The 13933-nt window shown below is 43.3% G+C and carries 12 protein-coding genes; 4 read left to right on the forward strand and 8 right to left on the reverse strand.

Annotated features, from left to right (window positions below):
- Window positions 1-100: 100 nt before the first annotated feature.
- On the reverse strand, window positions 101-4435 hold the full coding sequence (locus IM456_RS08705; RefSeq protein WP_287692222.1) for a LamG-like jellyroll fold domain-containing protein: 4335 nt from the start codon (window positions 4433-4435) through the stop codon (window positions 101-103).
- A gap of 364 nt (window positions 4436-4799) precedes the next feature.
- Between IM456_RS08705 and IM456_RS08710 the strand changes: the two genes are divergently transcribed.
- Window positions 4800-5057, forward strand: coding sequence for a ribbon-helix-helix domain-containing protein (locus IM456_RS08710; RefSeq protein WP_287692223.1), 258 nt, complete (start codon window positions 4800-4802; stop codon window positions 5055-5057).
- Window positions 5047-5493 (forward strand): PIN domain-containing protein, encoded by a 447-nt coding sequence (locus IM456_RS08715; protein WP_287692224.1) that lies wholly within the window; start codon window positions 5047-5049, stop codon window positions 5491-5493. The genes IM456_RS08710 and IM456_RS08715 overlap by 11 nt, the downstream gene beginning before the upstream one ends.
- Before the next feature lie 161 nt (window positions 5494-5654).
- Here IM456_RS08715 and IM456_RS08720 read toward each other — a convergent pair whose 3' ends face one another.
- The 5 genes from IM456_RS08720 to IM456_RS23275 all read right to left on the reverse strand — a co-directional run bounded on the left by IM456_RS08720 (window position 5655) and on the right by IM456_RS23275 (window position 10715).
- Window positions 5655-6521 carry a transglutaminase family protein gene (locus IM456_RS08720; RefSeq protein WP_287692226.1) on the reverse strand — a complete coding sequence of 289 codons (867 nt, stop codon included), beginning with the start codon at window positions 6519-6521 and terminating at the stop codon, window positions 5655-5657.
- Entirely contained in the window at window positions 6521-7522 is a 1002-nt protein-coding gene (locus tag IM456_RS08725; protein WP_079208838.1) for an alpha-E domain-containing protein, read from the reverse strand. Before IM456_RS08725 ends, IM456_RS08720 begins: the two co-directional genes overlap by 1 nt.
- A gap of 70 nt (window positions 7523-7592) precedes the next feature.
- Window positions 7593-9029 carry a circularly permuted type 2 ATP-grasp protein gene (locus tag IM456_RS08730; RefSeq protein ID WP_041804777.1) on the reverse strand — a complete coding sequence of 479 codons (1437 nt, stop codon included), beginning with the start codon at window positions 9027-9029 and terminating at the stop codon, window positions 7593-7595.
- A gap of 41 nt (window positions 9030-9070) precedes the next feature.
- Entirely contained in the window at window positions 9071-10306 is a 1236-nt protein-coding gene (locus tag IM456_RS08735; RefSeq protein ID WP_353737705.1) for an RNA-guided endonuclease InsQ/TnpB family protein, read from the reverse strand.
- Complete coding sequence (locus IM456_RS23275) at window positions 10236-10715, reverse strand: IS607 family transposase (RefSeq protein WP_216645605.1); 480 nt, start codon at window positions 10713-10715, stop codon at window positions 10236-10238. Before IM456_RS23275 ends, IM456_RS08735 begins: the two co-directional genes overlap by 71 nt.
- A 282-nt stretch (window positions 10716-10997) precedes the next feature.
- Here IM456_RS23275 and petB point away from each other — a divergent pair, with 282 nt between their 5' ends.
- Complete coding sequence (petB, locus tag IM456_RS08740) at window positions 10998-11666, forward strand: cytochrome b6 (RefSeq protein ID WP_149985988.1); 669 nt, start codon at window positions 10998-11000, stop codon at window positions 11664-11666.
- Window positions 11667-11717: 51 nt separating this feature from the next.
- On the forward strand, window positions 11718-12200 hold the full coding sequence (gene petD / locus IM456_RS08745) for a cytochrome b6-f complex subunit IV (RefSeq protein WP_002738373.1): 483 nt from the start codon (window positions 11718-11720) through the stop codon (window positions 12198-12200).
- Window positions 12201-12287: 87 nt separating this feature from the next.
- Here petD and IM456_RS08750 read toward each other — a convergent pair whose 3' ends face one another.
- Together IM456_RS08750 and IM456_RS08755 are read right to left on the reverse strand one after the other, a co-directional pair.
- Window positions 12288-13097 carry a squalene/phytoene synthase family protein gene (locus IM456_RS08750; protein WP_149985989.1) on the reverse strand — a complete coding sequence of 270 codons (810 nt, stop codon included), beginning with the start codon at window positions 13095-13097 and terminating at the stop codon, window positions 12288-12290.
- Between the two features lie 269 nt (window positions 13098-13366).
- Complete coding sequence (locus IM456_RS08755; RefSeq protein ID WP_149985990.1) at window positions 13367-13591, reverse strand: hypothetical protein; 225 nt, start codon at window positions 13589-13591, stop codon at window positions 13367-13369.
- Window positions 13592-13933: the final 342 nt, after the last annotated feature.

Consider the following 13933-nt stretch of genomic DNA (forward strand, 5'->3'; position numbering starts at 1 on the left):
AATCTTTATCTGGCAAGAGACTTAATTGATTAGCTCGTTCTAGATTGAAAACAATTGGCAAAAATCGAAGCAATGTCTTTCTATATAAGGGTTTCACTCCTTATAACTCCCGTCCATTGCATAACACAAACCGAAGAACCTCAAACTTCATCACTGAATAATCAGGAGACTGATTAATAGCTAAATGATTGTTCGCAATCGCATAAACATGGCTATTAGATTTCAGACTAGCTTTTTTAATGTCTGTAACCTTTTGCTTTGCGGCGGCATCGTTGGGGTTTTTATTCAGATTCTCTTCCGCATCTTTTAGGGCTTTTGCTTTCACATCACCCACTTTTTTGCCATCAATATAAAACAGAGTCGTATCCCCCCGACCGACAGCAGCGACATGATGCCATCCCTCGGTTAACAACTCCATATTGAAACCGCTATCGTAAAAGTTCTGCCCCAAAGAATCATTGGTCAGATAAATCCCTAACTGTTTACGATTTCTGACCAGAATGTGATGATTGGCATCTTTTCCTCGGATTAAAGTATTCCATTCTGCCGTTTCTGGTAATGGATAAACAAACCAAGCTTCAATACTCCAGTCATCTGGAAGATACAAGGCTTGATTTAAGGTAACGATACTATTGCTGTTGCTAAAGTTTAAACAGGCCCGTTGAGCATCAGGAATCCACTGTTCAAAGGCGGCATTTTTTCCGTCTGCTGTGGCATCATAGTTCGTTTGTCGCATCCGTCCTTCCCTGTCCAAATAACTCAATTGGACATTGCCTTCACAGGTTTCAATGGCATTCAGACGGCTGGCAGGTTGCACAAAACCAAGTAACACTCCTTGAGTGACTAACCCCTTGCTATCTTTAGCAACCTGGGGCATTGTTTGAGGCTTTGCCTGAGTGTTTTTGACAGCATTGAGGAAGTCAGTGTTCAGGGTATTTAACTCTGTTTGAAGTGCAGTGATTAAAGCAATCACTTGTGCCAAACGCGCATCCCAAGCTGCTTTATCCGCAGGAGTCGCAATTAATGCTGCATTAAGCAATTTAAAGCGGTCTTGTGCTTGGTTGAGTTCTTGAAGTTTTTTCTCCCAAGCTTCGCGTGCAAGAATAATTTTATCATTGCTAGTCTGATTCGTTTTTTGGATTTGAAACAGATTTCCATTACCCTGATGTCGAATTAGCCGAGCATAGTCATTATTCGACTGGTTTTCAACGTGAATTCCTTTCCACTCAGTTCCTACTTGTACACTGATGTAATAATTGCCCCCGTCAGCGACAGAGAATCGGAAAAGATTCCCATTACCTTGATGCCGAATCAAAGAAGCATAGTCATTATTCGACTGATTTTCAACGTGGATTCCTTTCCACTCAGTTCCTACTTGTACATTAACGTAAGAATTTTCACTGTCAACGGCATAGAATCGGAAAAGATTCCCATTACCCTGATGTCGAATTAGCCGAGCATAGTCATTATTCGACTGGTTTTCAACGTGAATTCCTTTCCAAGAATCACCGACTTTTACTAGAATGTAGCAGAAATAATTAAAAGGGCTACTATTTTCGGCATTAAATCGAGATAATAGGGTTTGCTCTTCACTGGTGAGTTTTTGAATTTCTGCGGTTAATTTCTCAATCTCTGCTCTAGTCGCAGCCTGAGCATTATAGGCAGCAATTTTTGCTTCTAACTCTCGCTTTTCTTTGAGCAGAACAATTTCCTGTTTCTCTTTCACCTCCAGTTCTTTTAACTTCGCTGTTAAGGTGGCATGGTCATCGGCCAAAGTTGCCAAAGTCACACCATCTGAGTATTTCGCTTCCGTAATACTATCGGATAAGAGGCGAATCCGGTGTTTGCGAATTGCTAAGGATTGCCAACTTCCTTTAACATTGGCAATTTCAAAGGAACGTAACACACTGACTTCATCGGGAATTGTCACATTACAGGAAGCACGATACCAACCATTGCCCAAGTCTTCAAACTTATTTTGTACCCCCGAAATGGTCTTTTTCTCTTCGGCACTGCGGCTGGTTTTTCCCCAATAGGAAAAGGTGAAAATTTTCGTGCCAATATTTTTACCATCGGCATTGTCTAGATAGGCTAAATTAACCGGATTGGCTGAGTTAACTTTAAACTCAAAACTTTCCTCGTAAGTTGCCCGTTCGCTAACGGCAAATAGCTCAGGATTGCTATATTTAACCGCTGCAGCTCCTCCGGCAAGATTGCGGTTGAGAGTTGCCGCACTGACATAAGGTTCACCATAGAGAGTGCCGTCATTGCAGTTCACAGAAAAGTCAACTACTTTGCCTTCAGAGATACCACCTAAGCGCCAATACCCCACTAAACCGACTTCTTTTCCTGTCAGTTGTAGGTACATACTATTTTTAATGTCTTCAGCAGTCCGGGCTACTGTCCAAAGACGCAAATCGCTAATTTTACCGTTAAAGTAGCTGTCATTAGACCAATTACTTCTGCCGATATAGTTCTTAGTCCGTTTGTTATTATTAGGCAAGGCAAATTTACCCGATTGTACCTCCAGACCATTTTTGTATAGTTTGGCAGTTCCTGAATCATCAACTGTGGCGGCTAAGTGCAGCCATTTTCCGGTTTCCAATGCTCCTATGGCTTTAATACTTTGGACTTTTCCTTCCTGAAAGATAAAAAAGGCTAGGTCATTGGATGTGCCGTCATTGGTAAACACAATATTATCCGCCGCGCTTCCATTGCCAAAGTCAATAATTCTTGAAGAAGATTGGATACTGTCATACCAAACCCAAGCTTCTACGGTAATTCCTTCGGAGAAATTGTGATTGATCTCGGATAGAGAGACATAATCATCCACCCCATCAAATACGATCCCCCGTCGCTTTTGGGATACCAATTTCACATTAACAGCTTCTCCCATTACCCATTTGCGTTCAATTACAAAATGGGTGTCATCAATTTTTTGCACGGGGTAGCTATCGTTGTAGTCTTCTGTGCCAGTAATTTGGACTTGATCGCCATTTTCCAAACCATGATTAGCACAGGTGACTCGTAATTTGCCATCGGCAGTTTTTTGATAAGCGGTAATCATGCCATCAACAATCAAACCACCTTCTTCTTGGTCTTCTTTTTCCCAATAACCCAATCCACCATCCAAGGAGATGTCAATATCAAAGGTATTTTCATCTACTTTAATCGTCGGATACAACCCTTGATAATCACTGGTGCCGCTGATTTTTACCAAATCGTAATTGGCTAAATCTGAAGCACCGCCATCGGTTGATATTTTAACTAAATCTTCGATATCTTCCTCATCAGTTCCTGCGGAGAATCCGCTAATAATGCCTTGGGGAGGAGGAGTTCTGTCACCTATTGCTTTTATTTCATCTAAGGTGTTTAAGGGTAACAAAACTTCTCGCTGACGACTGCGAATAATCTTGCTATCTGGGGTTTCGTCAATTTCTCCTAAAGTACCATCCCCTGCGATGGCAAAACTAAAAGCGGCCGCCCCTTTATCTGTGGGAATCGCTAACATTAATCGCGTGGCAGTCTTTAACAGTTGTTCTTCCCCAGACTGGGTTTGCTGGGCCTGTTGTAAATCGTATTTAGTGGCCGATAAACCGTTGGTGACTGTCACCCCATTAATGTCTAAAGTCCGCTTAATCACCCCCGGAATTTTTCGGGGAACTAGGCTATCGTTTGATTCTTCAAAAATGGTGTAATCTTGAACATCAAATAGTCCCACTTCCGAGGCGCGAATCGTGGTTAATTCCACTTTCTGAGTTTGACTATTGTAGGCGAAAATATGCCAGCGATAAACATCATTTTCAATCGTCGGAACCAATACCACGGAAAACCAGCCCTTATGCAGGTTATTGACTAAACTTAATTCGGTGGTGGGTTCATAGAAAAATTTACCGTTGGCATCACGAAAGTCTAAGGTGTCAACATTAACCAGTCCACTAGACCGCCTTTGCATATTTTTCGTGGGTTCGTGTTTCTGCTTACTCCGTTTAAACCGAACTTCTAGCTTGCGGTTCAGCTTATTGGTCATGCCGTCTAAGATAAAACGATCTACCAATAAAGTGTTAGATTTGGACTGACGAAAAACATAAATATGTTCCAGTGCGGCAATGACTTGTACTGGCGCAACTGCGGTTATATTTTCGGTTTTGTAAAGGGATTTGAGAAGATATTGACTGGGATTTTCTTGGTGAGTCAGTTCGGCTTTTTCTTTCTCAATTACGGACTGGTCATCAGCTTCATCGGGGAATTCTAGTGTTTTCCAGCTTTCCCAGCCGGTTCTTTGGTCGGCGGGGGTGTTGAGGTAGCTATCTTCAAACCCATCTTGCTTGACTGTGTAGGAAATTTTCCCCTCGGCATCGGTGGCGAACACCACTATCTTGCCCTCGTGGGTAATTGTACTAATGTGTTGTAGTTTGTCTTTGAGTAGATACATAAGCGTCTTTTCAGTTAGTTGGTTGACAGATCCTGGAAAACAAAAATCATGACCGCACTATCCCCGGCCATCTCGCCTAATCGGCCTTTGGGTTCCGGGATAACTAAGGATTATTCAGGAAAATTTCCTCTACTTTTTACCTGAATCCCCTGGCCACAGGCGATTATAAATTACCGATTATCCGCCCGATTCATATTTGTAACAAATCTTCACTTTAACCGTTCAGGGGGGAGATGAAGGGGGAATAATAAACTACCAATTAGCCCATTTACCAACAAAACTGACTCATATATAAAAAAACTGGCGATTAAGATTCACGACGGTTTTAGTAATGTATAATGTAATGTATATACTTAAACTGGCTATGGTCAGCAAAATCCGCAAGCAAATTTATATCGAAGCCGAGCAGAATAATTTACTGAAAGAGAAGGCCCGACAGACGGGACTGAGTGAGGCCGAGATCATCCGACAGGCGATTGACCAACACATAATTTCCGTCAACTCTCCCACCCCGAACTTGAGCGCTTGGGAGCGAGAAAAGGCCTTTATCGCCAGTCTCGAAAACCGCCCATCACAACCGGGTAAAAGGGATTGGCAAAGGGAGGATCTCTATGAACGATAGAGTCCTGCTCGATACCAATATTCTGGTCTATCTCTACGATATCGCCGAGAAAAGCAAACGGGAACGGGCATTAACCGTTGTCGATGACCTGATCCGCACCACCCGCGCCGTCATCAGTCCGCAGGTGATGGGAGAATTCTTTCAGGCCGTCACCCGCAGCCGTCGCCCCCTGCTAACCCACGAAGAAGCTCTGGCCCGCATCCGTCAATATCTAATAGCCTGTGAGGTAGTTCCGATCACCGAGTTGATCGTTCTGGAAGCCGCCCGTGGAGTAGAAAGTTACCGGTTTTCCTACTGGGATGCCCAGATCTGGGCGACCGCTCGCTTAAATCAAATCACCACGGTCTATAGCGAGGATTTTAATTCCGGGGCTACCATTGAGGGAATTCATTTCGTCAACCCCCTGAACGATGGCGGCAGACTTTCTTTTGGGTAAGATAGCTGTAGTTTCGCCAAGATTCCCAAGAAGGCGAGGGCGGCGGCTTCTTAACGAAGGCAGGAGGCGGTCGGCCGTTTTTGTAACGGGGATTTATGCCCCGCTCCCAAAACTTTTCGCCTTGTTGCTGTGCCAAATCCTTTAGCCATAAAGAATCATCCTCAAGATAACAAATCGATGGAAATTGTCGATGATAGCTGAGATTCTATCACTTGATGACCGAGATTAACCGGTCGAGCATTTCCCTCTACCGGCGCGCAATAACGGGGAATTGGACTAGAAACGAGGCTTATATGACGGTCACTCACCGCTAATCCATGGCTAGGATCATAGCCTTTCCAGCCGCCCCCCGGCAAGTACACCTCTACCCAAGCGTGTAAATGTCTTTCTCCTTGGTCTAAATCTCCTTCTTGATAGCCACTGACAAAACGGGAAGCCAATCCCACACAGCGACACACATCCATAAATAAAACCACAAAATCGCGACAGGAACCCTGCTTATTTTTCCAAGTGTTTCCGGGTAGATAGGGTTCCCCGTTAAGACGAATAATTTGCTGACAATTTCGGTAAATTTTGTCATTAAGATTAAACAGGAAAGATAGCACCTGTCCTTCAGTTTCCTGCATAACTTCCTGGGCTAATGCTGCCACATCAGGGTCATTAGCTAACCCATAAAATTGTCTGTAGGCTTGTAATTGGCTGTGGAGGGAAATGGGATAATCAAAGGGTAAACAGGTCGCCCAAGGTTCCAACAAATACTGAAAAGGATTAACCCCATGGGTTTCCACTTCACTCACCACATCAATCAATAATTCTTCCGTCGGTTGATTAAACCAAATTTGTAAACAAGAATTGCCATCGAGGTCGATAATATTAGTTATCGTTAAAGGTTCCGGGTTAATTTTGAGTGTGAACTCTCGCAAAGTTTGCCCACCATCGGATTTTGGTCGCAAGCGCAGCAGATGGGGCGATAAAATCACGGGTTGATTATAGAAATAGTTAGTTTGATGCCGAATGTGATAACGCATTAAGTTGTTAATTGGGATTGATATTGAAAGTTATTTACTGGCAGAGGTGAGGCAAGTTCAGGATTAAAAACGAAGAAAGTTTCTGTCATTTTTATTCCCACATCATTAACTCTTTTTTGAATATGGTCGAGGAATTCATGCAATCCCATTTCAATAATATCCTCGATAGTTAGATAACTCATTTCCGCACAAAGTCGCCCTAAACTTCTTTCTACCGAATTGCCCCAAGTTCCTACAGGAGTACCGGTAACTTGATGCAAACAGTGGTCTAATTCCCGCAGACAAAAGTGAATTGAACGAGGAAATTCTCGATTAAGAATTAAAAATTCGGCCACGTCACTAGGAGTAATCCGTCGTTGACATTTACGATACATTTCGTAGGCACTCACCGACCGCAGTAAAGCAATCCATTGAATTTGGTCTAGAGAAGTTCCTACCCATTGAGCGGAAGGCAAGAGATAATAGTATTTAACATCAAGAATTCTGGCGGTTTTATCGGCGCGTTCCTGTAATCTTCCCATAACGCCAAAATGCCAACCTTCATTATGAGTCATCGTTGCATCCATCACCCCCGCAAAACGGTGACTAGCCAATTTAACTTGGGTAAAAAAGTTCGGTAAAGTAGTTTGAGGATGGTAAGAGGAAGCATCTTTTACCATTAAGAAAAAACCATTAACCTGTTCCCACATTTCCGAAGAAATAATCTCGCGAACTGACCGAGCATTTTCTCGCGCCCAGCGCAAACAAGAGATAATTGAACTACTATATTCCGTGTCAAATGTCAAGAAATTGATCACATTTTCTGCGGTGGCTGTGCCGTAACGTTTCTTGAATTGTTCTAAATCTCCCGTGGTTAAAACCAAAGGTTCCCACTGTTGCAAAACACTGGTGGGTACATCTAACATTAAATTAAGGTTAACATCCATAAACCGGGCGACATTTTCCGCCCGTTCAATATAGCGATTTAACCAATAAATTGAATCGGCAACTCTACTAAGCATAATTAACCAGGAAAAAGTGAAAAGGGTAGGGTGGGTTAGTAACCCAGCAAAATTTTGATTATTGTCTTGATTACTTGGTTAAAACCCAAGTGTCTTTACTGCCACCACCTTGAGAAGAATTAACCACTAAAGAACCCTTTTTCAAAGCCACGCGAGTTAACCCCCCGGGATGCACATAAATTTCATCGCCACGATGGAGAATATAGGGACGTAAATCCACATGACGACCTTCAACTTCCGTGTCAATTAAAGTTGGAACCCTAGAAAGACTTAACACCGGTTGAGCGATATAATTGCGGGGATTAGCAGCAATGCGTGGGGCGAATTCTGCCCTTTGTTCGGGGGTAGCTTGAGAACCGACTAACATCCCATAACCTCCCGACTCATTAGCGGCTTTCACAACTAACTTATCGAGATTATTTAAGACATAATCTAAGTCCTTTTCTCGCCAACAAAGATAGGTAGGAACGTTATTTAAAATCGCTTCTTCTCCCAGATAATAACGAATCATATCGGGGACAAAAGCATAAATAACCTTATCATCGGCGACTCCCGTACCCGGGGCATTAGCTAAAGCGACGCGACCTTCCTGGAAAACTTTTAATAATCCGGGTACACCTAACATCGAATCGGGACGAAAAACCGCCGGATCTAAAAAGTCATCATCGAGGCGACGATATACCACATCTACCCGTCTTAATCCCTTGGTGGTTTTCATTTGTAGATAACCATCAAAGACGACTAAATCACGCCCTTCCACCAATTCTACCCCCATTTGTTGGGCGATAAAAGAATGTTCAAAGTAGGCAGAATTATAGGTTCCGGGGGTTAAAACCACCACGGTGGGATTAGGCAATTGGGGCGGGGCTAAATTAAGGAGAGTTTCCAACAGATGGGAAGGATAATCATCCACCGGTTTAACATTCATTGTCTGGAAAATATCGGGGAAGGTGCTTTTCATTACCCGACGATTTTCGAGGACATAAGAAATACCGGAAGGAACCCGCAAATTATCTTCTAAAACGTACCATTGACCATCTTTATCGCGGACTAAATCGGTTCCCGTGATGTGACACCAGATACCTCCGGCGGGTTTTAGTCCCACACAGGGTTTAAGAAATCCCGTCGCCGAGGCGATTAATTCGGGGGGAATAATGCCATCTTTAATGATTAACTGGTCATTGTAGATATCGGAGAGAAAAAGATTGAGGGCTTTGATGCGTTGTTTCAGGCCTCTTTCTAAATAATCCCAGTCCTCAGCCGCGACAATTCGGGGAATAATATCAAAAGGAAAGATTTTTTCTACCCCTTGATTGTCGCTATAGACATTGAAAGTCACCCCCAATTCAAACAGGGCCGACTGAGCCGTTTCCCGGTGTTGTTGAAGTTCTCGGGGCGGCAGATTCTGCAACCATTTGATTAAAGGGGACGAGTGGGGACGAGGTTGACCATCATCTAAGAATAGTTCGTCGTAGAAGCCTTCGGGATCGTAGGTATTTAATAGCACGCTGACCTCATTTCATACCGATACTTTTTTGCTAACATACATTAACAATGCACTCTAAGAGAGTCTCTTAAAGAGGGGGTATCTCCCAAAGCACGAAGAAAAATTCCTCGTGCGCCATTAATATCTCTATCCATCTTCTTGCCATCAATCTTGGATTTAATGACTTTTTTTCCCCCTAAGTTATGTATTAATTCACCAGTCCAGCTAACTGTTTTCGACGTATAAGCTTCACAGCAGTCTATTACTAATTTACCCATCTCAAAAGCCTTATGCTTGAGAAATTGCTTAAATCGGTAATGAGACCAGTTAAGCATCTGTCTAACAGATTTTGAACGAATCTTCCTGCTATTTTTTAGAACCATTTCTGACACTTCAAAAGTAGGCAAAAGAATCACATCAAAGTTATCAACTAGGAATCTAGCAACTTGATGATGAAGTTCATCTACTAAATTCCTGATTTTATTTCTTAGTCGATTAGCTGCTTTTCGATAACGGTTTCTGGTTTTAGCATTAACTTTGGTAGAACGAGAAATTAAATCATCAAGGTGATAGCATAATCGTTGGATTTTACCTATATCCTGACTCCCGATTGAGCCAAAACTATTAGGCGAGAATAGTGCCAGAAAATCTCTAACACCGGGGTCTAGGGCGACAATGCGTCCTTGGTTATCGGATTCCCATCGTTGCACCTCATGGGGAATAGCTAAATAGTATTGTCCATTTCTGGATACTAATCGGCTATCCCCAAAATTGTCGGGCAGTGATTCGGTGAAGCGTATTTGCCCTAATTTTGTGTGATATATTCCTTTTTCTGAAATGGCTGACTTAGGAATATAACAGGATTGCTGTTTATCTTTACGGGAACGGAATTTTACTTTCTGGATTTCCCCAGTTTTTTGATATTTTCTTTGAGCATTTTTAACGGCTTCACAAGCGTCTTTGACTGCTATTGATTTAATCTGGTAGGGGACTTCTTTAGCCCATTCTGGTAAATCATTAATGATTCCCGTCTTGATAGCCTTCCAATTAGCTTTTCTACCTGGTTCCTGTAGATATTTAATGGTTTGGTTGAAGACAAACCGAGATACTCCCCACCAGTGTTTCATCAGTTTCTTCTGTTCTGTTGTTGGATAAATCCGCACTTTCTTTGATTTTTTGAGCGTACTTCCTGAGTCCGGGCATTCGGCAAGAGAAGATGTGAAGTATTTATAACAAGTCTGCTGTAAGTTCTGATTCGGGACTGTGAACAGTTTGGTCGAGAACCAAGATTTTGCCACCGTTTTGTTCGACCATATACTGTATAAGCTCGAATCTAAATCGGCATAATCTGTCCAGTGTGGACATAACAATTGTGAGTTTATTTCCCCACAATAATCTGTCCAGTATGGCTCTAAGTCCTTTTCTTTGGAAGTTAAGCCCACTATCGATGTCTTTGATGATTTCTTCCTCTGGATAGAATCCGCGCATAAAGCTGACTTGTCTCTCAAGGTCATCTCGTTGCTTGATTGAACTGACTCGGCAGTAGCAAACAAGGGAAGCTCTAGCTGCACCATTGACGTAAGACTGGACATCGTACAATCGTTGCCCTGCTTCGTTTTTGATACTTTTGATTTTCCCTTCATCGGCATATTCTCTTAATGTATTGGGATGTAATCCCCATAGCTCAACGGCTTTTCTTAGGCTCACAAACGTTCGCCTAAATAGTGGCGTATGTAGGTCAATGTGAGCAAATCAGTAACTAGCTGTCAACCTTACCTATTCCCAGTGTCGGACAATTAGCCCGATTTTTTGTAGTCTAGGAGACATTTTAAGGGAAATTTTAGGAAGTTACGTTTTTCGGGACTGGCGATCACAGATTGATCCCCACCAGTGGAGAAACCTGACCGGAGCGAGAATTAGCCCTGAAAACTGTGTTACATTTTTTAAAGGTCACACCTTAAATCTTTCATTTTTCTTACTGGTTACGCGATGTTTACCAAACAAGTAACGGATTCTAAAGCCTATCAATGGTTTGAGGAACGCTTAGAAATTCAAGGGATCGCTGATGATATCAGCACCAAATACGTTCCCCCCCACGTCAATATCTTCTACTGTCTGGGTGGTATCACCCTTGTGTGCTTCGTGATCCAGTTTGCCACTGGTTTCGCCATGACCTTCTACTACAAACCCACTGTAGCAGAGGCCCTCTCCTCCGTACAGTACATCATGAACGAAGTCAACTTTGGTTGGCTAATTCGTTCTATCCATCGCTGGTCTGCCAGTATGATGGTCTTAATGATGATCCTGCACGTTTTCCGCGTCTATCTGACCGGTGGCTTCAAAAAACCTCGCGAATTAACCTGGGTAACTGGGGTTGTCCTGGCCGTGATCACCGTTACCTTCGGTGTCACCGGTTACTCCTTACCCTGGGATCAGGTGGGTTACTGGGCGGTTAAAATCGTTTCCGGTGTACCTGCTGCTATTCCCGTCGTCGGTGATCAACTCGTCACCCTGATGCGCGGTAGCGAAAGCGTCGGTCAAGCAACTTTAACCCGTTTCTACAGCTTACATACCTTTGTACTGCCCTGGTCGATCGCGGTCTTCATGTTGCTACATTTCTTGATGATCCGTAAACAAGGCATTTCTGGGCCTCTATAATTCAGAAAAATATCTCTGTCGATCCGAAATCATTTTTAGGAGACATTATCCATGTCCACATTAAAAAAGCCCGATCTCAGCGATCCCGCTCTGCGCGCTAAGTTGGCTAAAGGGATGGGTCACAACTACTACGGTGAACCCGCTTGGCCTAACGATCTGCTCTATGTCTTCCCGGTAGTTATCTTTGGTACGATCGGACTCTGCACCGGTTTAGCGATTATGGATCCCACCATGATCGGTGAACCTGCCGATCCTTTCGCTACTCCCCTAGAAATTCTGCCAGAGTGGTATCTTTATCCCGTTTTCCAAATTCTCCGTATTCTTCCTAACAAACTCTTAGGTATCGCTTGCATGGCCGGCGTTCCCCTAGGCTTGATGTTAGTTCCCTTTATTGAAAGCGTCAATAAATTCCAAAATCCTTTCCGTCGTCCCGTCGCTACCGCTATCTTCCTATTTGGTACTGTGGTCACGATCTGGTTAGGTATTGGTGCCACTTTCCCCATCGATATATCTTTAACTCTCGGTTTGTTCTAAGTTACTGAACACCACCGGTTTGTTGCCCACGCTTGTGATTCCTGACTTTGGAAGAGCGATCGTGGGCAATTTTAATTTTGATTTCTTCTATCGGGTAATTTGTTGCACCAAAGCGATGACATCGCTGCGACTGAGTTTTTCCTTACCTAAAGCTAGGACTTCGAGAGTGCCATGGGCTAAAGCGAGGGGAATCTTACAAAAATCAAGGGCCGGCCCTTTCGGCAGCGATTGAGTGTAATAATCGGCTAATTTCAGATTACGACGGGCATAATTATGAATATCACTAATTGTCCAACCCTGGGGCAGAAAACTTACCCCCCGGCGCAGATCCTCGCCATGGTTGCGGGCAATATTAACCGCTTGTAAACCCCGACCAAAACCGATGGCATAACTGCGATTAGTTTGAGTGCCGTCGTACCAATTCCAGAGGTCAGACAGCAATAAACCCACGGCACCGGCCACACTAAAGGTATATTGATCTAATTCTATTTCTGTGCGAATATCCCAGTTATTCCCAGCCCAGTAGGCCATGCGATCGGCCATGGCCGCCGTGGCATCCCAGACCCGGGGGGCGATCGAATCCGGCGCTAACATGGCCCATTCTCCAATTCTCAGGGTTACTTCTGGCAAAATCTCCCGATGGACTAAGCCAAAAGCAAAGTCCTCTTTGGTGGAATTTTCAGTACCTGCTTGTAAATTCAGGCTAATTTGTCTTAATATCTGGGATTTACTGAAGTTATCTAGGTCGGGATGGTCTTCTACTTCATCGATCGCCCGCATACAGAGATAAGCTGAGGCTACTGCCTCGAGCAGGCGATCTGGTAAACGACTTATGGGAATATAAAAAGTTCGACTCGTTTCTTGCAGAATCGTTAAAGCATTATCGCGCAAATTCATTCAGTCCTCTCCTCACGCCAACTTAGGTAACTACGAGTTAAACCAATCCGATAGATCGGTTTAGGTGATTCCGATGTTCCTAAGACAAAGTTGCTGTCTATTGTAGTATTATTATCCAAAATTTCGAGATTATTCTCGAAAAAATCAACCTTTAGGGTCTTCTTGACAATTTTTCTTTCTGGGATATGTGAGGGATAATTACGGGAATTTTTCGAGATTACAAGCTTAAAAAGTAGTTTTTGCCCGTTTTTAAGCAGTATTTTGCGGCTTCATGGCAGGGATTGAAAGGAGGTCACTTGTAAAACTGGACCGATCATGGCCAGAGTCATCACATCTGAACGAATTTCCCCCATAACTGTCACTTTTGCCTTTTTTTGGGTTAATTCGGCAGGCGGTTCCATTAATTCGTAGGTTTGACCGTTATCGGCAATTAATGCCCAAGTTCCCGTGCCTATTTCGATTCTTTTTACCTGACCGGTTACAATAATATTCATGATTTAATTTCGCTCATCGAGGCGATCGCAATTGCTGCCCCTGTCACAAGCATTCTATCGATATCTTTCCTCGGCATTGATTGCCAATTCTGCCGGACTTTAACCCCATAAATCAGTTTTTTTTATCTAAAAAGCGCGCCAAGAGGGATGCCACAGCCGCTAAAATTATTATACTAAATCCGGTTATTAAAGAATGATTATTTAGGGTCTGCTGAATAAATCTAAAAACCTTGTTGGATAAGAATTTTAGACTTTTTTCCCATCAAAAAGTGCCAGACCTTGGGGTGATCGGGGGGGAAATTTAGGCACTTTTTCCCTGAAAATTAGGTAATTGACCCCCTG

This window comes from Microcystis sp. M079S1, from assembly GCF_020246425.1.
GTDB lineage: Bacteria > Cyanobacteriota > Cyanobacteriia > Cyanobacteriales > Microcystaceae > Microcystis > Microcystis aeruginosa.